An 18,328-nucleotide genomic window follows, 5' to 3' on the forward strand; every position below is an offset into this window, starting at 1 on the left:
GGGCCGCATTGCGGGCGATGCGCGGCGTCGCGTACAATGGCGGCCTGCGGAGATGGCATGCCTCCCTGCGGCCGTTGCCGGCGCGTTGCGCGCGGGGCGGCCCTCAACCGCCGGTTTGCCCGGCTGATGATGCCTGCGTGTTCCTGGGTCGTCAGGAGGTCGCAGGCCGTCCATGCGGTATTCTGCCGCCCAGGTTTTGATGTTCCGTCGAATCTGGAAATCATGTTTTTCACGACTTCTTCCGATCTTCTCGCGACCGTGCGCTACGTATGCCGCTGGCTCGCGCTCTCGGCGCTGCTCGGCGCGCTCGCGGGCACGGCTTCCGCGTTGTTCCTGATCGCGCTCGACTGGGCGACCGGCACGCGCGTCGCGCATCCGTGGCTGCTGTGGGGGCTGCCGGCCGCCGGTTTCGCCACTGGCTGGACCTATCACCGTTTCGGCCAGTCGGTCGCGCGCGGCAACAACCTGCTGATCGACGAGATCCACGATCCTAAGGCGCTCGTGCCGAAGCGGATGGCGCCGCTCGTGCTCGTCGCGACCGTCGTCACGCATCTGTTCGGCGGCTCGGCCGGCCGCGAGGGCACGGCCGTGCAGATGGGCGGCGCGCTGGCCGATCGCATCACGCACGTGTTCAGGCTCGATCGCGAGCATCGCCGCGTGCTGCTGATGGGCGGCATCGCGGCCGGTTTCGCGTCGGTGTTCGGCACGCCGCTCGCGGGTGCCGTGTTCGGGCTCGAGGTGCTCGCGATCGGGCGCGTGCGGTACGACGCGCTGCTGACCTGCGTCGCGTCGGCGATCGTCGCGGACGTCGTGTGCCGCGCGTGGGGCGTGCATCACACGGCCTATGCGATTCCGTTCGTGCCGGCCGTGTCGGCGACGGGGCTGGTCGTGACGATCGTCGCGGGCGTCGCGTTCGGCGTCGTCGGGCGGCTGTTCGCGTTCGCGACGCATGCGCTTACCGCGTGGTTCCGCGGCGTCGTCCGCCATGCGCCGCTGCAGCCGGTGCTCGGCGGCCTGCTGGTCGCGGTGGCGGCCACCGTGCTGAACGTGCCGCAGTACCTCGGCCTCGGCATCCCGACGATCGAAGCGGCATTTCACGGCCCGCTGCCGCTCTACGATTTCGCGGGCAAGTTCGCGTTCACGGTCGTCACGCTCGCGTCGGGATTCAAGGGCGGCGAAGTGACGCCGCTGTTCTATATCGGCGCGACGCTCGGCAACGCGCTCGGCCAGGTGCTGGCGCTGCCGGTGCCGGTGCTCGCGGGGCTCGGGTTCGTCGCGGTGTTCGCGGGCGCGGCCAACACGCCGATCGCGTCGACGATCATGGCGATCGAACTGTTCGGCGCGGACATCGGCGTGTATGCGATCGTCGCGTGTGTCGTCGCGTACCTGTTTTCGGGGCACGCGGGGATTTATCGCGCGCAGCGCGTGGCGGTGGGCAAGGGGACACAGGCCGGGGCGGAGTGAGGCGCGCAAGCGGCAGCGGTCGAAGCCGTTCGAGCGTGCCGTTTGACGAACCGGAACCCCGGATCGAGGTGTGCTTCGACGAAAACCGGGTTCCGGTGATCCGGCGGATCACCGGACACGCGGCTTTACTGCTTCGGCAGCCGCGCGACGTTGCGCGCGAGCAGTTCCTCGATGTCGATGCCTTTTTCCGCCAGCAGCGCGGTGACGACGCCGTTGAGTTCGCCGAGCGTTTCCTTGACCGCTTCGCGGATCGTATCGACGACCACCTGCGTGCTGCGCTCGATCTCGATGTTGACCTTGTCGTTGACGCCTTTCGCATCGAAGGTCGTCGCGCGGCGCGTTTCGGGAATCAGCCAGATATCGAACCAGCCTTCGTCGCGGTTCACGTCCGAGACCGTGAGGCTGCAGCCGTTGATCGCGATATAGCCCTTCGCGAACACATAACGCTTGAACTCGGCGGGCACGCCGATGCGGATCATCCGGTTGTGTTCGGACGTCGCGATGTGCAGGATGGTGCCCGGGAAGTCGACATGGCCCGACAGCGGATGCCCGCCGATTTCCGCGCCGTCCTTCGCGGCCCGTTCGACGTTGATCCGCGAGCCGGTCGCGAGATCGGCCAGCGTCGTGATTTTCAGGCTCGGCAGCATCACGTCGAAGTCGACCAGCGTCGGCGAATGGATGGTCGTCACCGTCAGGCAGACGCCGTCGACCGAGACGCTGGCCCCGATTTCGATGTCGTCGGTGAACCGCTCGGGGAATTCGATGCTGAACGTTCTCAGCTCCCCGTGATCCTTGGTGGCCTTGATGACGCCAACGCCCTGGACAATTCCTGTAAACATCGTCGATCCCTCGTCGCTAATTTCCTGGCCGACATGATAAGTGATCCCGCAAGAGGCGGTGCCGCCGCGCGCGATCCGGGGGAGGCCCCGCGATATTCGGGGACATGAAAAAGGCCGTGCACACGGCACGGCCTCGAACCGGATCTCGTGGGGCGCCCCGGCCCGGCAGTCCCGCCGGCATCACCGGGCCGGGCCGGAGCGCGGCGGGCTTGCGTCAGGCTTCCGCCGGCTCCCCCAGCGGCCCGGCGGCGTGTTCGCCATGCGCCGCGGCGCATCGGCGAGCCCCTTCGCGAGTTCCAGCGCCTGCCGCTCGAACAGCCGGCGGTAGATGCCGCCGTCGATGCGGATCAGCGCGTCGTGGTTGCCTTCCTCGATCACCTTGCCGCGATCGAGCACCAGCAGCCGGTCGAGCGCGCGCACCGTCGACAGCCGGTGCGCGACCACGAGCGTCGTGCGGCCGACCATCAGCCGCTCCATCGCCTGCTGGATCAGCAGCTCGCTTTCGCTGTCGAGGCTCGACGTCGCTTCGTCGAGGATCAGGATCGGCGCGTCGGCGAGGAACGCGCGCGCGATCGCGACGCGCTGGCGTTCGCCGCCCGACAGCTTGATCCCGCGTTCGCCGACGAGCGTGTCATAGCCGTCCGGCAGCGCGGCGACGAAGTCGTGCGCGCTGGCGAGACGCGCGGCGCGCTCGATGTCGGCGCGGCTCGCGTCGGGGCGCGCGTAGGCGATGTTCTCCGCGAGCGTGCGGTGGAACAGCACGGGCTCCTGCTGCACGATCGCGATCTGGCTGCGCAGCGAATCCTGCCGCACGCGCGCGATGTCCTGGCCGTCGATCGTGATGCGGCCGCCCGACACGTCGTACAGCCGCTGGATCAGCTTGATGAACGTCGTCTTGCCCGACCCCGAGTGGCCGACGAGGCCCACGCGCTCGCCCGGAGCGATGCGCATCGAGAAGTCGTCGTACAGCGGCACCGGATGGTTGCCGTAGCGGAACGTCACGTGCTCGAAGCGGATCTCGCCTTGTCCGATCCGGATGGCCGGCGCGTCGGAGCGGTCGTCGATGCCGAGCGGCTGGCGTTCGAGCGCGACGAGCTCTTCCATGTCGTTCACCGAGCGCTGCAGGTTGCGGATGTGCATGCCGACGTCGCGCAGGTAGCCCTGCAGCATGAAGAACATCGTCAGCGCGAACGCGATGTCGCCGACGCTCGCCTCGTCGTTCGCCCACAGCCGCAGCGCGACGCCGATCATCGCGGCCTGCATCGCGACGAGCATCGCGCCCTGCAGCCCGCCGTTGAACGTGCCGCGCACCCACGTGCGGCGCGTGCGCTGCCGCCACTTGCCGATCACGCGCGCGAGCCGCGCTTCCTCGCGCGTTTCCGCGCCGAAGGCCTTGACCACGGCGTTGCAGCTGACGGCGTCGGCGAGGGCGCCGCCCATGCGCGTATCCCACAGGTTGCCGAGCCGCGCGGCCGGCGCGACGATGCCGAGCGACACCGCGACCGTCACCGAGATGTACAGCAACGAGCCCGCGCCAACGACGAGCCCCATCACGGGCCAGTGCGTACCGAGCAGCACGGTGGCGCCGACCAGCATCGTGACCGACGGCAGCAGCGCGATCAGCACCGTGTCGTTCAGCAGGTCGAGCGCCCAGATGCCGCGCGTGATCTTGCGTACGGTCGAGCCCGCGAAGCTGTTCGCGTGCCAGTCGGTCGAGAAGCGCTGCACGCGATGGAACGACGCGGCGGCGATCTCGCTCATCATCTTCAGCGTGAGCGTGATGATGTTCAGGTACACGCCCTGGCGCAGCACCGTCGCGCCGATGCCGAGCGCCGCGAGCATGCCGAACGCGGCGAGGGCCGAATGCCACGCGGCGGCACGGTCGGTGAGGCCGGTCGACAGTGCGTCGACGAGGCGGCCGGCGAACAGCGGCGTGAGGACGTCCGCGAGCGCGGCGAACAGCGCGAGGCCCGCGACCGTGGCGGTGCGTGCCGGCTGCTTGCGCCAGTAACGAAGGGTGAAGCCGAAGACGGCCCGGAATGCGTGGCCGCCCAGATGGGAGGTTTTTCTGGTCATTTATCGTTGCCCGGCGCATCGCGCGACGGGACTTTCCGGTTCGGAGAACGTCGAAAACGCAACAGCCGGGCCGCGCGGAAAACGCGGGCGGAGCGAAAAACGGGCTGTCGGGAAAAGCGCGGCGGACGGGTTAGCGGAAAACTCGGGAGCCGGCGCGGACGGCGGGCTGGATCAGCTGCGCCGTGGGACCACGTTCGAGAAGGTGGCTGGCATTCGGAACATCTGCACCTCCTCTGAAGTGAACGTTGAAAGGACGCCGAAAAGACGTGAAAAGATTCTATCAGCAGTGTACGGCGCGCTGCAACGTCTGACGAATGCGGCGTTGCGGCGTCGATACGGTTAGTATTCAGGGTTTCGGCCCTGCTTTCGCGGGCGTCTCGCGGCGCGGCAGCGCAGGGGCCGGCAGGGGCATCGATTACACTTCGGCGTCCACGGCGCACGATGGTGCGACCCTTGCAGATTCACCCCCGATACACTCCTGAGGAAACGATGAGCGACGTTCAGCAAGGCATCCTGGCTCCGATCGACACGGCAGCCCGGTACCTCACTTTCACGATTTCGAATGACGGCAACGTGGCGGCGGCACTGGCCGCGCTGCGCGAGATCGTCGACGGACGCGACACGGTCGTCGGTTTCGGACAGTCGCTGGCCGCTCACCTCGGGCGTCCGGTGCCGGGCCTGACCGACTTTCCTGCGTTCGCCGTGAAGGATCGCACGCTGCCGGCCACGCCGGCCGACGTATGGGTCTGGCTGCGCGCCGACGACCGCGGCGAGATCGTGCTGCGTGCGCGGGCGATCGAGCGCGCGCTCGCGCCGGCATTTGCGCTGCAGGATGCCGTCGACGGTTTCCGCTATTCGAACGACCGCGACCTGTCCGGTTACGAGGACGGCACCGAGAACCCGGAAGGCGACGACGCGGTGGCCGCGGCGATCGTCACGGGGCAGGGGGCGGGGCTCGACGGTGCGAGCTTCGTCGCGGTGCAGCAATGGCTGCACGACTTCGACCAGATGGAGCGCATTCCGTCGGGCGACATGGACAACATCGTCGGGCGCCGCCGCTCGGACAACGAGGAGCTCGACGACGCACCCGAGTTCGCGCACGTGAAGCGCACCGCGCAGGAAAGCTTCGAGCCCGAGGCGTTCATGCTGCGCCGTTCTTCGCCGTGGTCGGACGCGCGTCGCGCGGGCCTCTACTTCGTCGCGTTCGGCTGCTCGTTCCGCGCGTTCGACGTGCAGATGCGGCGGATGAGCGGCGCGGACGACGGGATCGTCGACGGCCTGTTCCGCTTCACGCGGCCGCTGACGGGCGCGTATTTCTGGTGTCCGCCGATGAAGGGCGGCAAGCTGGACCTGTCCGCGCTCGGACTGTAAGCGCGCGGCGGTATCGATGAACGGGCGGGTCGCGCATCATGCGCGGCCCGCCCGTTTTGCATGTCGGGCGGCGATCGCGTGTCGCGTGTCGCTCGCCGCGTGCATCAGTTCAACGTCGTTTCGATCCGCGTGCCGCGCTTGATGAACTGCGTCACCGGCGTCTTCTCGCAGATTTCCGCGAGACGCTGGCGTTGCGCGTCGTCGAGCGGGCCGTCGAGCGTCACGACGCGCCGCACGTACTGCACGCCTTCACGATCGGCATGCAGCTCGGTGCGCACGGCGATGCGCCCGGCCGGCCACGTCTTGCGCTGCATGTACATGCGCAGCGTCGCGGCCGTGCATTGCGCGAGACCGGCCAGGACGAACTCGTACGGCGCCGGCCCGCGATCCTGGCCCCCTTCGCGCGGCGCTTCGTCGCCGGTCAGCGCGTGCGTGCCGGCCTGCAGCCGGACGACGTAGTCGGGTGCGTCCGCGTCGAGCACGGCGGCGGCATGGATGAGCGACATGGCAAGTCTCCGGTAAGCGGGAAGTAAAAGGCGGGCGCCGCGTGACGGCGCGCAGCCGTCAGCATACCGTCCCGGCCTGGGCTATGCGTTGGCGGCGCCGGCGCTGCTGCGCACGAGTGCGGCGATGCGTTCGCGTACCCACTGGTGCGCGCGATCGGTGTCGCGCGATTCATGCCAGTACGCGAGCAGCGGAAACGGCTTGAGCCGCAACGGCAGCGGCCGCACGACGATCGGCAGCAGTGCGGCCATCCGCAGCGCATACGTATGCGGCAGCGTGACCAGCAGGTCGCCCGTCGCGGCGATCTGGCACGCGGCGAAATAGTGCTGGCAGGTGAGGCGGATATCGCGGAAGCGCCCGTCGTTGCCGAGCAGCACGTCGAGCGATTGCGGTTCGCCGAGCGACGACACCGCGATATGTCGGGCCGCGAAATAGTCGCTGCGCCGCAGCGGGTCGCCCGCCAGCGGATGATCGCGGCGCAGCGCGACGACGAGCGAATCGTCGAGCAGGTGTTCGGTGGCGATGCGCGGACCCGTCTGCACGCGACGATCGACGACGAGGTCGGTATTGCCCGACGCGAGTTCGCGCTCGATGTCGGCCACCGCGACACGGCGGCTCACGAGTCGCAGGCCCGGCGCTTCGTCGGCGAATGCCGCGACGATCCGCGGCAACGCAATGGATTCCAGCACGTCTCGAATGCCGACGGCGATGCTCAGGTCGAGCGTCGCGGGATCGAAGGCCGACGGATCGCGCACGGTGCGTTGCAGGCCCTTCAGATGCAGCTGCACGTCCGCGATGATCGCGCGCGTGCGTTCGGTCGGCACGACGCGATTGCCCTGGCGCACGAACAGCGGATCGTCGAAATGCGCGCGCAGCCGGTTGAGCGCGTGCGTGACGGCCGGCTGCGTGAGATGCAGCGCGCGGGCGGCCGCGCCGATGCCGCCGTATACGTACACGGCGTCGAGCACGCGAAACAGGTTCAGGTCGAGGCGATGATCGGCAGGCACGGCGCGCGGTGGGGGTGGTGAACGGTGGATCGATTCTAAGGGATGCGCAGGCAACGGATGCGCCGCGTGTGGTGCGTGACGTGCGTGCCGATCGAACACGTTCGATGCGTATCGATGCCGTTCGGACCGGTACGCGCGTGCGGCTTCGCCCGCGGTGCGGCACGCCACGATGCGTGCCTCGCTTGCGTGATTCTGCATGGGCATACCGGCAATACGTGAGAGCCTGTAGTAATCCGCCATCATGCTGTCCACGTCGGCCATTTCGTGCCAAAGGCGCTACCCGTTCGGCTAAGATGCCGTCGCTTCATATTTCGGGATAGCCGTCCTGTCGCACGCATTCAAACCAAATATAAGCCTGACAGTTCGACGGTATTAGAAGAAGTCGAACAAGTCGGGGGCTTGGCCAGTGAATGCAGCAGATCAGCGGTGGGTCGTTATCTATTTGAGTACGGGGTTTTCGTTGGCCCAGGCCGCGCGTCTTGGCGAGGCCTTCAACCTGGCGAATCGCCTGCATGCGTACAGTGCGGATTACCAACTGAAGTACGTATCCGAAAGCGGGGGACTGTTGCAGTCGTCGTCCGGCGTGAGAATCGCGGCCGAGCCGCTCGGTGACGAGCATGGCCGTCGCGCACTCGCGTTCTTTCATCTTCACGGCGAGCGCGCGGCCGTCAACTGGAACGACGCGTTGCAGCGGCGCCTGACCGACATTCGACGGCATGCGCGCTGGATCGTCGATGCGATGGACCTGCCCGCGCTCGCGGCCACGCGGCGGCCGTCGGCGTCGATCGACGTGCGGCCGGGCCGGGGCGCGCGTCGTGGCGCGACGACGGTCGAGTTGCAGGCCGGCGAGACCGACGTGTTCGCCGCCGCGCTCGACATGTTCCGCGTCGACCTCGGCGACAGCGCCGCGCAGGAGATCGCCAGCAACATGATGCGGCCGGTCGAGCAGCGCTACGCGCAGTCGATGTGGGCGTTTCGCGAACTGAGCGCGAGCCCGCCGATCCGGATGTCGGCGCAGCGGCTGCGCGCGCAGAGCGTGAACCGCGTGTCGATCGCGAACGCCGCGCGGGTCGCCGCGATGAGCGAGCGCAATTTCCTGCGGCGCTTCAAGAAGGAGATCGGCGTGACGCCGACCGAGTTCGTTCAGCACGTGCGGCTCGAGCGTGCGTGCCACATGCTGATCCACACGACGCTGCCGGCCGACAAGGTCGCGCGGCGCACCGGGTTCGGCAGCGGCGAGCGGCTCGCGAAGCTGTTTCGGCAGCGCCTGCTGATCTCGCCGACCGAATTTCGCGTCGCCGAGCGGGACCGGCTGCTGAATCGCGGCACCATGTCGACCGAGGCGGACGAGGGTTCCGGCGCCGCGTACCGCGCCGGCGACGGGGCGAGTTGGGACGCGTGTATCGACGCGCACGAGAAAACGGGACGGATACCCGTAAAATCGCCCTGTCGCGATCTCGATTCCCGGTTTCCATGCCCTTCCTCCCCACTACCGCCACCGCCCCTTTCTGCCCGTCGGAAGTAAAGGGCAGCATCACGATCGACGCCGGCGCGCCGCGCTGGCAGAAGCTCAAGCGCTTTTTCGGCCCCGGCCTGCTCGTCGCGATCGGCTACATGGATCCCGGCAACTGGGCGACCGACATCCAGGCCGGCTCGCAGTTCGGCTATTCGCTGCTGTGGGTCGTCGCGTTCTCGAGCCTCGCGGCGATCTTCCTGCAGATGCTCGCGGCGCGGCTCGGCCTCGTCGCGGGCAAGGATCTCGCGCAGGCCAGCTACGAACGCTACGGCCGGTTCGGCCGCATCGTGCAGTGGATCACCGCCGAAATATCGATCATCGCGTGCGACATCGCGGAAGTGCTCGGCTGCGCGCTGGCGTTCAAGCTGCTGCTCGGCGTGCCGCTCGCGTGGGGCGTCGTGCTGACCGCGCTCGACACGGTGATCGTGCTCGGCCTGCAGGGCAAGGGCTTCCGGCAGATCGAGGCGATCGTGCTCGGGCTGATCGCGACGATGGCGTTCTGCTTCGTCGCGCAGGTCGCGATCACGCCGCCCGACTGGCATGCGGTGGTCGGCGGGCTCGTGCCGGGCGATCCGGGCCATGACCGCAAGGACGCGATCGTGCTCGCGCTCGGCATCGTCGGCGCGACGATCATGCCGCACAACCTGTACCTGCATTCGTCGGTCGTGCAGACGCGGCATGTCGTCGGCGGCGCGCGCGGCATGATCCGCGACACGCTCGCGCTCGTGCGCATCGATACCTGCGTGTCGCTGTTCGTCGCGATGCTCGTCAATGCGGCGATCCTGATCGTCGCCGGTGCGGCGTTCCACGCGACCGGCCTGCACAACGTGACCGACATCGAGCAGGCCTACAAGCTGATTACGCCGATCGCAGGCGGCGCGGCCGCGCTGCTGTTCGGCATCGCGCTGCTCGCGTCGGGGCAAAGCTCGACGCTGACCGGCACGATCGCCGGCCAGGTGATCATGGACGGCTTCCTGCATACGAAGATCCCGTGCTACCAGCGCCGGCTGATCACGCGCGGGCTCGCGCTCGTGCCGGCGCTGATCGGCGTGCTGTGGCTCGGCGACGGGTCGGTCGGGCAACTGCTCGTGTGGAGCCAGGTGCTGCTGAGCCTGCAGCTGCCGTTCGCGATGTGGCCGCTGATCCGCTCGGTCAGCGACCGCGACACGATGGGCGAGCACACGATCGGCCGCGGGATGCAGGTCGCCGCGTGGGCGCTGTTCGTCGTCATCACCGGCACGAACCTGTTGTTGATTACCGGTGTCGCGGGCTGATACAGCCTGTCACAGGCTGACACAGCCGCGCGGCGCGCATGCGGTAAACTGCGGCCTTTCCATCGTTGTCCGAAGTCCGTTATGTGGAGTGAAATCAGCAACATCGGCGACGCCGCGCTGACCTTGCCGATCGCGCTGACCTGCGCGGCCTGGCTGGCGATGGCCGACTGGCGCCTCGCCGCCCGCTGGGGCATGCTGCTCGCCGCCGGCATGGGCGTCGTCGGCGCGACGAAGATCCTGTATGCCGGGTGCGGCATCGAGCTGCCGCAATTCGATTTCCGCGTGATCAGCGGCCATACGATGCTGTCGACGTCCGTGTGGACGGTCGCGTTGTCGATGCTGTGGCAGGCGTTCCGGCCCGGCAAGGCGCCCGGCATCGCGGCCGGGCTGGCCGTCGGCGCGATCACGGCCGTCGCGCGTGTGTTCGACCACTCGCACACGCTGCCTGAAGTCGTCGTCGGCTGGCTGCTCGGCGCGCTGGTCGCGCTGGTGTTCCTGCGCGGCTACGACGGCGCGCGGCAGCGCGCGTTCTCGCCGCGCATCGCGGCGGTTTGCCTGCTGCTCGTGTCGGGCATCGCGTACGGGCATCGCGCGCCGTTCCAGCAGATGATCGACATGCATTCGCCGCAGCTCTGCGCGTTCGTGCGCGCGCCGTCGGGCGACGGATTCTGACGGCTGGCCGTTTCCCGCCGGCGTTCGTCCGGCGGTTCCCCGATCGATTGTCCCGAGCGCCATTGCGCGTCCCGCGTCGCGGAACGTCACCCTTGCCATTCCCCGAATCGGCGCATCGGCCGGCCCGCCGGATCGTCCGTATCGGCTCGCGCGTTCGCGCAGGGGCGCGAAGGTCATGAACGGTGCCTATGACCGGGTATAACGAATATTCATTTCATCGATTGGCGGCATTCGCGTACGCTGGCTGACGTTCAACCGGGGCCGGCCGCCGGACTGACCGGTGCGCGTCACGATCATCTCGATATACTCGCGGAAACCGTGCGGTGCGTCGTCACGACCGCGCACGGTCGACCGGCCCGTGTCGGCCGGGATAGGCACGGAAAAACCCGTCGCGGCAGCGTTCCGCGACGACGAACCACGACAGGAGCCCGTCACATGACAGCCGTTTCATCGCGCCTCGCAGGCAAGTGCGCATACATTACCGGCGCCGCTGGCGGCCTCGGCCGCGCGATCGCGCGCCGGATGGTCGAGCAGGGCGCGCGCGTGTTCGTGACCGACATCGCCGAGGCGGCGGTGCTCGATGCGTTCGCGCAGGAACTCAATGCGGGCCACGCCACGCCGGTCGCGTTCGCCGCGACGCAGGACGTGCGCGACGAAGCGCGCTGGCAGGCGCTGCTGGCGCAGGCGGTCGATGCGATGGGCGGGTTGTCGGTGCTCGTCAACAACGCGGGCGTCGGCTCGATCGGTTCGCCCGCGCAGATCGAGCTGGACGAATGGCGGCGCGTGATGGCGATCAACGTCGAGAGCATCGTGCTCGGCTGCAAGCATGCGCTGTCGTATCTGGCCGAGAGCCATCCCGCGTCGATCATCAACATCTCGTCGGTCGCCGCGTTCAAGGTCGAACCGGATTTCACCGCGTACAACGCGTCGAAGGCGGCGGTCGCGTCGCTGACGAAGTCGGTCGCGATCGACTGCGCGCGCCGCGAAATCGACGTGCGCTGCAATTCCATTCACCCGGCGTTCATCCGCACGGGGATCGTCGAGCCGCTGTTCCAGTCGCTCGGCGAACGCGACGCGACGCGCAAGCTCGCGCGCGGCATTCCGCTGCGCCGGCTCGGCGAGCCGGACGACGTCGCGCACGCGGCGGTGTATCTCGCCTCCGACGAGAGCCGCTTCGTGACGGCCGCCGAACTCGTGATCGACGGCGGCATGTGCGCGGTCTGACGCGCATCCCGAACCACAACGACTGGAGGAGAACATCGTGTCGACACCCGTGAACCGCCAACTGCTGCTGAAGACGCGCCCCGAGGGGCGCGTCGGCCGCGAACATTTTTCGCTCGTCGAGACGCCGGTGCCGGCGCTCGCGGACGGCGAGGTGCTCGTGCGCGTGCTGTACCTGTCGATGGACCCGACCAACCGCGTGTGGATGAGCGACGTGCCGCAGTACCTGCCGCCCGTCGCGATCGGCGAGGTGATGCGCGCGCTCGGCATCGGGCGCGTGGTCGCGTCGCGTCATGCGGGGTTCGCGCCCGGCGATCTCGTGCAGGGGCTCGTCGGCTGGCAGGACTACGCGGTCGTGCCGGCCGACCAGGCCGCGCAGCTCGTGAAGCTGCCCGCGCAGTCGGGCCTGCCGCTGCCGACGCTGCTCGGCGCGTGCGGGATGAGCGGGCTGACCGCGTACTACGGGCTGACCGACATCGCGCCGGTGCAGCCGGGCGAGACGCTCGTCGTGTCGGCGGCGGCCGGATCGGTCGGCTCGATCGCCGGGCAGATCGGCAAGATCCACGGCGCGCGCGTGGTCGGCATCGCGGGCGGCGCGGACAAGTGCCGCTATCTGACCGAGACGCTCGGCTTCGACGCGGCCGTCGACTACAAGGCCGACGATTTCCGTCAGCAACTGAAGGCGGCGACGCCGGACGGCGTGCACGTGAACTTCGAGAACGTCGGCGGCGAGGTGATGCGCGCGGTGCTGTCGCGAATGGTGATCGGCGGGCGCGTCGCGCTGTGCGGCGTGATCTCGAACTACAACAGCGGCCGCGCGGCCGACGACGTCGGCGTGCTGATCTCGAAGCGGTTGACGATGCGCGGCTTCCTGATCCTGGACTACCGCAAGAGCCGCGAAGCCGTGCAGACGCTTGCCGGCTGGCTGCGCGACGGCCGGCTCAAGGCCGAGGAAACCGTGGCGGATGGTCTCGAGAATGCGCCCGACGTGCTCAATCGCCTGTTCGACGGCGACCATCGCGGCAAGCTCGTGCTGCGCGTCGATCCGGATGCGTGACGAGGCGGAGAGGCGGGTCGCCGGTTGCCGGCGACCGGTGCCGACTACAGTGAGTTCGATTAACCGGGCCGCATTTTAGGACTAGTCCCATATATTGTCCCGGCCGCTCTCCCTAAAGTGATTGCCAGCAGACAGGCGGCGTGACCGACGCGTCACGCCGCCTTTTTTTGGGTCACGCGAAAGGGGAGAGGGAACATGCGAAACGACGCGAAACGGGGGGCATCGGCATCGGGCGCGGTGCGCAATCGAACGGCGTCGCGTACGGGTGGCGTGCAGCGGATCGCTGTCGGGCTCGGTGTCGCGCTGGCCATGTCGAGTGCGATGGCAAACGGGCAGGCGACGTCGGACGGCGTCGTGCATTTCACGGGCGCACTCGTCGATCTCTACGACGTGACGCTCGATGCGCCGTCCGGCGCGTTCGTCGAAGGGCGGGAGATGACCGGCAGCGCGGTGGCGACACTGCGGTTCGAAGCGCACGGCCGGCGCTTGCCGGGCGCGCAGGTGACGCTGGCCGCGGCCGATGGCACGCCGTTCGAGCCGGATGCCGGTTCGGGGGTACGCGCCACGTGGCGCGATGCGCGCGACGATCGAAGCGTGCCGCTGGTATCGGGGCGCGCGTATCGCGTCGGCCCGTACGGCGGTGTGATGACGGTTGCGGCGGATGACGAAACGGGCGCCGTGGCGCCCGTCGTCATCAACATCCGTCATCCTTGACGGCGCGCGTCACTCGCCCTGTTCCGAGCGTGCATAGATGTCCCAGCTCGCCATGAACAGCGCCGCCACGAGCGGCCCGATCACGAAGCCGTTGATGCCGAACAGCGCCATCCCGCCGAGCGTCGAGATCAGCACGACCCAGTCGGGCATCTTCGTGTCCTTGCCGACGAGGATCGGGCGCAGCAGGTTGTCGACGAGGCCGATCACGCCGACGCAGAACGCGACGAGGATCACGCATTTCCAGACCGCGCCGATCATCAGGAAGTAGAGCGCCGCCGGCACCCATACGAGGCCCGCGCCGATCGCGGGCAGCAGCGACAGGAACGCCATCAGCGCGCCCCACAGCACGACGCCCTCGATGCCGAGGATCCAGAAGATCAGGCCGCCGAGCGCGCCCTGCACGAGCGCAACCGCGATGTTGCCCTTCACGGTGGCGCGCACGACCGTCGTGAATTTCGCGAGCAGCAGGTTCTTGTGCTCGTCGTCGAGCGGCAGCGCGCGGCGCACGCGGCGGCCGATCTCGCCGCCGTCGCGCAGCAGGAAGAACACCATGTACAGCATCACGCCGAAGCTCACGATGAACTGGAACGTGTTCTGGCCGATGCTGAGCGCCTGGGTGGCCGCGAACTGGCTGATCTGCGCGGCGCCGTCGGTCAGCTTCTTCTGGATGCCCGGGATGTTGGTCAACCCGTATTTCTGCAGCAGGTGCTGGATCGACGACGGCAGCGCGTGAATGATGTCCTGGAAGTACTGCGAATAATTCGGCGGCGCCGACTTGATTTCCTGGTAGACATACGCGATTTCCTGCACGAGCGTCGCGGCGACGAACACGAGCGGCAGGATCACGATCAGGATGATCAGCGACAACGTGAGGAGCGCGGCCAGGTTGCGCCGCTTGCCGAAGCGCGCGGCGAGCCAGCGCTGCACGGGCTGGAACAGGATCGCGAGAATGGTGCCCCAGAACACGGCGCCGGAGAACGGCGCGAGGATCCAGCAGAGTCCGACGGTGACCGCGGCCAGCAGGAAATAGAAGAATTTTTGGTGATCGTGTCCGCTATCCATGGGTGGCGTTCGCGCAGATTGTTGCTTCGTTTGATTGAATTGCGTGGCCCGGCGCGCGATCGGCTCGCGAACGTCACGGGTTCGCGGCGGAGCGCGGCGCGGGGCGGCCCGAACGGGAGTATGCCCGCAAAGGCCCCGCGATCATAGCGGCTGCGTGTGACCCATGCGAAAACGCCGCGGCCGGGGCCGCGGCGCTGCCGGGAAGCGGGCGCGGCCCGAGGCCGCGTGCCGCATCGTCAGATGTTGAGCTTCGTCACCTTGGTGCCGTTCACCGACAGGTCGCCCATCAGGCCCGCGTTGGTCAGGACCAGCACCTCGACCGGTGCGGTGGCCGTGTTGGAGTCGACCGCGCCGTTCGCGCCGACCTTCACGACCGCGACCGACGCGTCGGCGCCGGCCGACCAGCCTTCGGACTTGCGGAACGAGTCGAGCGCATCCTGCGTCATGAACAGGAACACGATCGCCTTCGACTGCGCGCCGGCCTGCAGGCCGACCGACAGCGACGACGTGTTGTAGTAGCCGACGGTGCTGCCGCCGACGCGCAGCGCGCCGTTGCCGGACTGGCCGCCGACGATGAAACCGGCCTGCAGCACGTTCGGGAACACGAGCGTGCCGCGCGATTTCGCGACGAGCTCACGCGAACCCGGCACCGTCGAATAGAGGCGCGACAGCGTGGCGTTCACGCTGGCGTCGATCGACTGGCGCTTCGATGCGCTGGCGGCGGGGCTGTCGGGTTTGTCGGGCGTGGTCGTGCAGCCGGCGAGCGCGAGGCTGCCGAGCATCACGGCGGCGGCGGCCTTCATGGCGAGAGACTTCTGCATGGCGGTTCTCCTTCGTTGTCTGATTGAAGATGGGCGGTGCGGGCAGCGGGGCGGCTGGCCGCGGTCAACGGCGGGACAGCAGCAGGCCCGCAACGAATGCGAGACCGGCCACGACGCCGGCGGTTTGCCACGGGTTGTCGTGCACGACCTGCGACACGCGTTCCGCCGACTCGCGCAGCCGGGCGGCCGCGCTGCCCGACGCGTAGTCGAGCGCGCCGCGTGCTTCGTCGAGCTTGGATTGCACGCGCTTGCGCAGGGCGGCGATATCGCCGTCGCCATCGTTTTTCAACAGGTCTTCCAGTTCGTCGACCAGCCCGCGCAGATCGTCGGTCACATCCGCGTGCAGGTCGCGGGCGGCCGAGCGTGTCGTACGTCCCACGCGCCGGCCGGTGCGACGGATGTCGGAGAGGCCGCGGTCCAGCTTGTGTTCGATCGAGTCGGTGAGCGCCATGATGTTTATCCTCCTTCGATTCAAGGCCAATTTGAAGATAAGACGAATCCCAGCAACCAATGTGATTCACTTGACCCGATTGAGTTTCGAGACAATTTTTCAATTCGTCGGCGGAATTGCCGGGAAGCCCCGCCACGCGGGGCCGCGCGAAGATTGAAAAAAATTCTCAATTGGGCGAAACGCGTGCAGCTCAAAGCGATACGAAGTGAATGTGCGGTAAATATGGCGTCGCCCGGGGTACCAGGTAAATAGTGCCATTGCACGCGATGGGCTGATGCAAATGCACTAATCGACGCCGTACGGGCGAGCAGGGTTTGTGCCTGCGCCCGGCATTCGCGGGCCGTTGCCCAGTGCGAGGTCGACGACGACGGGATCGTGGTCCGATGACCGATACGCGTCGGGTGCGTAATAGGACGACCGATGCGCGGCCGTTTTGTAATCGGGCACCGGTTGCAGGGCAAACGGTTCATCGGCGTTGATGTGCCAGACGTGCACGGCCCTGACGCGCGCGGCCAGGCCCGGCGTCGCGAGCGCGTGATCGAGGCTGCCTGCTTCGCCGCCGAATACGTAGCTGTACGCAGTATCACCGACGAAGCGTGCCACCAGGTTCGTATAGCCGCGCGCTTCGAGCGCACGAACGGGGTCTTCCTTCGCATAGCTGTTCAGGTCGCCGATCAGCAGCACGCCGTCGGCCGCGGCGCCCGTCGGCGACGTGGCGAGCCAGTCGGCGACGCGCACGGCTGCCCGCGTGCGGGCCGCATTCCAGCAGCCCTGGCCGTCCGACTGGTCGCGATTTGCGCCGCTCGCGTTCGGGCAGTTCTTCGACTTCAGGTGATTGACCGCGACCGTGAACGCACGTGTGCCGCCGACGCGCCGGAATGTCTGCGCGAGCGGCGGCCGGTGCCGGCCGCCCAGCGTGACGGTGGCGGCGCGCCCGACCGGTTCGACCGCGCGGCTGTCGTACAGCAGCGCCACCGCGATCGCATCGTCGCCGAGCCGCGCGGTACCGGGATCGACCGCGCGCCAGCCGTCGCCGAGTTGCGTGGCGAGACGCCGCACGGCGCTCGTGTCGCCGTGGCCGTTGTTCGCGATTTCCATCAGCCCGATCACGTCGGCGTCCAGCGCGCGCAACGCCGCGACGATCTTTGCTTCCTGCCGCGCGAATGCCGCGGGTGATTTTGCGCCGCGATCGGCCGCTGCGCCGAATCCGCCGCCGTGGCCGTCGCCGTTGAAATAGTTGAAAACGTTGAACGACACGATGCGCACGTCGGCGTCGGGATGCCGGCGTGGCGCATCGGTACGCGGATTCGTCGCGGCGTCGAACACCGGTGGTGCGCCGGCGGCCGGTTGCAGGCGCCACGCGCCGTAGCGCAGCTCGAGCACGCCTTCGACGCCGCGCACCGTGTAGCCCGCGCGCAGCGTGTTGGCGGCGCTCAGTGCGGGTGGCGGATAGCGGACTGCCGTGCGATCGAGGCGGTTCGAGCCGTCGTCGAGCACGATGCGGTTGCGCGCGTTGGCCGCCGCGCGCGCCGCGGCCTCGGCGGGCGGCGCGACCTGGGTCGGGATGCGCAGCCGGCCGTTGCTGAGCACGACGCTGCCGTAGCGGCCGAGTTCGTGCGTGTCGCTGACGGTCAGCGTTTGCGGCAGGCGCACCAGCATGCTTTCGTGCGCGGCCAGCACGTCCGGCGTGGCGACCGGCAGCGTGAGCGTGGCGGGCGTGACCGTCTGCCCGCGTGCGCAGACGGCGATGCCGCCCGTCAGCGTGAATTGCGTGCGGCCGTATCGATCGTCGACCCGGCCGGTGAGATGCACGAGATCGCCGGCGTTCGCGCGTGCGTTCGGCGCGTATACGAACAGGCCTTCCGGGACGCCCGGCGTGCGCTTGCGCCGCGCGTCGGCCTGCTGGACGAAGAAGCCGCCGAGGCCGTCGGCCCCGCCGAACGCCGCCGTGACGACGGCCTCGATCGACGTCGTGTGCCCTGCCGCCGGCGACGGGCCGCCGGCGCGGCGCAGGTCGGCAATCGCCGAGGTCGCGCCGCCGCAGCCGGCGCTGACCGGCAGCGCGGCCCCGGCCGGGCGGACGAAGAGGGCGGGCAACAGCGCAACGGCAAGCAGCGGCGGCAGGCGTGACATGGGGCGGTCCTCGGGAAGAAAATCCGACAGTTCGGGCCTGCATCCTGAAGGCAAAATGTCAGGAAGCGGCCGAATTGGCCGTCAGGCCAGTGCCGATCGGCCAACGATGTCGGCCGGCCGCATCGCGGCTGTTACGCTTTCGCATC

The 18,328-nt window shown here is 68.4% G+C and carries 15 protein-coding genes, 1 pseudogene and 1 riboswitch; of the genes and pseudogenes, 8 read left to right on the forward strand and 8 right to left on the reverse strand.

All coding sequences use genetic code 11. The features are described from left to right. Positions 1-39: 39 nt before the first annotated feature. Positions 40-143, forward strand: a riboswitch (Fluoride riboswitch). Positions 144-222: 79 nt separating this feature from the next. After that, on the forward strand, positions 223-1,464 hold the full coding sequence (locus tag HWX00_RS09780) for a voltage-gated chloride channel family protein (RefSeq protein ID WP_175028370.1): 1,242 nt from the start codon (positions 223-225) through the stop codon (positions 1,462-1,464). A gap of 125 nt (positions 1,465-1,589) precedes the next feature. Here the strand turns inward: HWX00_RS09780 and HWX00_RS09785 are convergent, their stop codons facing one another. Next, positions 1,590-2,303: a riboflavin synthase gene (locus tag HWX00_RS09785; RefSeq protein ID WP_034185673.1), complete on the reverse strand. Its 714-nt coding sequence runs from the start codon at positions 2,301-2,303 to the stop codon at positions 1,590-1,592. Between the two features lie 214 nt (positions 2,304-2,517). Next, a pseudogene (locus HWX00_RS09790) lies at positions 2,518-4,379 on the reverse strand (ABC transporter ATP-binding protein). Between the two features lie 489 nt (positions 4,380-4,868). Here HWX00_RS09790 and HWX00_RS09795 point away from each other — a divergent pair. Then, positions 4,869-5,750, forward strand: coding sequence for a Dyp-type peroxidase (locus HWX00_RS09795; RefSeq protein ID WP_049028163.1), 882 nt, complete (start codon positions 4,869-4,871; stop codon positions 5,748-5,750). A gap of 104 nt (positions 5,751-5,854) precedes the next feature. Here the strand turns inward: HWX00_RS09795 and HWX00_RS09800 are convergent, their stop codons facing one another. Together HWX00_RS09800 and HWX00_RS09805 are read right to left on the reverse strand one after the other, a co-directional pair. Then, a complete protein-coding gene (locus HWX00_RS09800; RefSeq protein ID WP_175028371.1) occupies positions 5,855-6,256 on the reverse strand; it encodes an OsmC family protein in 402 nt (133 codons plus the stop codon). Positions 6,257-6,337: 81 nt separating this feature from the next. After that, positions 6,338-7,261 (reverse strand): LysR family transcriptional regulator, encoded by a 924-nt coding sequence (locus HWX00_RS09805; RefSeq protein ID WP_034185677.1) that lies wholly within the window; start codon positions 7,259-7,261, stop codon positions 6,338-6,340. A 460-nt stretch (positions 7,262-7,721) separates the two neighbouring features. On the opposite strand from HWX00_RS09805, the gene HWX00_RS09810 reads away from it, so the two are divergent. The 6 genes from HWX00_RS09810 (at position 7,722) to HWX00_RS09835 (ending at position 13,715) form a co-directional block, all read left to right on the forward strand. After that, the gene (locus HWX00_RS09810; RefSeq protein ID WP_175028372.1) at positions 7,722-8,786 is read left to right on the forward strand and encodes a helix-turn-helix domain-containing protein; all 1,065 of its coding nucleotides are present in this window, start codon (positions 7,722-7,724) and stop codon (positions 8,784-8,786) included. Beyond that, entirely contained in the window at positions 8,735-10,051 is a 1,317-nt protein-coding gene (locus tag HWX00_RS09815) for an Nramp family divalent metal transporter (RefSeq protein WP_049028188.1), read from the forward strand. The genes HWX00_RS09810 and HWX00_RS09815 overlap by 52 nt, the downstream gene beginning before the upstream one ends. Before the next feature lie 81 nt (positions 10,052-10,132). Further along, positions 10,133-10,723, forward strand: coding sequence for a phosphatase PAP2 family protein (locus HWX00_RS09820; protein ID WP_049028189.1), 591 nt, complete (start codon positions 10,133-10,135; stop codon positions 10,721-10,723). A gap of 435 nt (positions 10,724-11,158) precedes the next feature. Beyond that, positions 11,159-11,947, forward strand: a complete 789-nt coding sequence (locus tag HWX00_RS09825) for an SDR family oxidoreductase (RefSeq protein ID WP_034185681.1) — start codon at positions 11,159-11,161, stop codon at positions 11,945-11,947. 37 nt (positions 11,948-11,984) lie between these two features. Next, positions 11,985-13,001 carry an NADP-dependent oxidoreductase gene (locus tag HWX00_RS09830; protein WP_034185682.1) on the forward strand — a complete coding sequence of 339 codons (1,017 nt, stop codon included), beginning with the start codon at positions 11,985-11,987 and terminating at the stop codon, positions 12,999-13,001. 195 nt (positions 13,002-13,196) lie between these two features. After that, positions 13,197-13,715, forward strand: coding sequence for a hypothetical protein (locus HWX00_RS09835; RefSeq protein ID WP_034185683.1), 519 nt, complete (start codon positions 13,197-13,199; stop codon positions 13,713-13,715). Between the two features lie 9 nt (positions 13,716-13,724). Here the strand turns inward: HWX00_RS09835 and HWX00_RS09840 are convergent, their stop codons facing one another. The 4 genes from HWX00_RS09840 to HWX00_RS09855 all read right to left on the reverse strand — a co-directional run bounded on the left by HWX00_RS09840 (position 13,725) and on the right by HWX00_RS09855 (position 18,182). Continuing rightward, complete coding sequence (locus HWX00_RS09840) at positions 13,725-14,777, reverse strand: AI-2E family transporter (protein ID WP_034185684.1); 1,053 nt, start codon at positions 14,775-14,777, stop codon at positions 13,725-13,727. A gap of 236 nt (positions 14,778-15,013) precedes the next feature. Beyond that, positions 15,014-15,598 carry a BPSL1445 family SYLF domain-containing lipoprotein gene (locus HWX00_RS09845; protein WP_034185685.1) on the reverse strand — a complete coding sequence of 195 codons (585 nt, stop codon included), beginning with the start codon at positions 15,596-15,598 and terminating at the stop codon, positions 15,014-15,016. Between the two features lie 64 nt (positions 15,599-15,662). After that, positions 15,663-16,049 carry an ElaB/YgaM/YqjD family protein gene (locus HWX00_RS09850; RefSeq protein ID WP_034185686.1) on the reverse strand — a complete coding sequence of 129 codons (387 nt, stop codon included), beginning with the start codon at positions 16,047-16,049 and terminating at the stop codon, positions 15,663-15,665. 285 nt (positions 16,050-16,334) lie between these two features. Next, positions 16,335-18,182, reverse strand: a complete 1,848-nt coding sequence (locus HWX00_RS09855) for an ExeM/NucH family extracellular endonuclease (protein WP_175028373.1) — start codon at positions 18,180-18,182, stop codon at positions 16,335-16,337. Positions 18,183-18,328: the final 146 nt, after the last annotated feature.

It is taken from the genome of Burkholderia seminalis DSM 23518, from assembly GCF_902832885.1.
Lineage (GTDB): Bacteria > Pseudomonadota > Gammaproteobacteria > Burkholderiales > Burkholderiaceae > Burkholderia > Burkholderia seminalis.

Coding starts and splice junctions, on each gene's coding strand:
- HWX00_RS09780 (WP_175028370.1), top strand. CDS start 223: ATGTTTTTCACGACTTCTTCCGATCTTCTCGCGACCGTGCGCTACGTA.
- HWX00_RS09785 (WP_034185673.1), bottom strand. CDS start 2,303: ATGTTTACAGGAATTGTCCAGGGCGTTGGCGTCATCAAGGCCACCAAG.
- HWX00_RS09795 (WP_049028163.1), top strand. CDS start 4,869: ATGAGCGACGTTCAGCAAGGCATCCTGGCTCCGATCGACACGGCAGCC.
- HWX00_RS09800 (WP_175028371.1), bottom strand. CDS start 6,256: ATGTCGCTCATCCATGCCGCCGCCGTGCTCGACGCGGACGCACCCGAC.
- HWX00_RS09815 (WP_049028188.1), top strand. CDS start 8,735: ATGCCCTTCCTCCCCACTACCGCCACCGCCCCTTTCTGCCCGTCGGAA.
- HWX00_RS09820 (WP_049028189.1), top strand. CDS start 10,133: ATGTGGAGTGAAATCAGCAACATCGGCGACGCCGCGCTGACCTTGCCG.
- HWX00_RS09825 (WP_034185681.1), top strand. CDS start 11,159: ATGACAGCCGTTTCATCGCGCCTCGCAGGCAAGTGCGCATACATTACC.
- HWX00_RS09835 (WP_034185683.1), top strand. CDS start 13,197: ATGCGAAACGACGCGAAACGGGGGGCATCGGCATCGGGCGCGGTGCGC.
- HWX00_RS09840 (WP_034185684.1), bottom strand. CDS start 14,777: ATGGATAGCGGACACGATCACCAAAAATTCTTCTATTTCCTGCTGGCC.
- HWX00_RS09845 (WP_034185685.1), bottom strand. CDS start 15,598: ATGCAGAAGTCTCTCGCCATGAAGGCCGCCGCCGCCGTGATGCTCGGC.
- HWX00_RS09850 (WP_034185686.1), bottom strand. CDS start 16,049: ATGGCGCTCACCGACTCGATCGAACACAAGCTGGACCGCGGCCTCTCC.
- HWX00_RS09855 (WP_175028373.1), bottom strand. CDS start 18,182: ATGTCACGCCTGCCGCCGCTGCTTGCCGTTGCGCTGTTGCCCGCCCTC.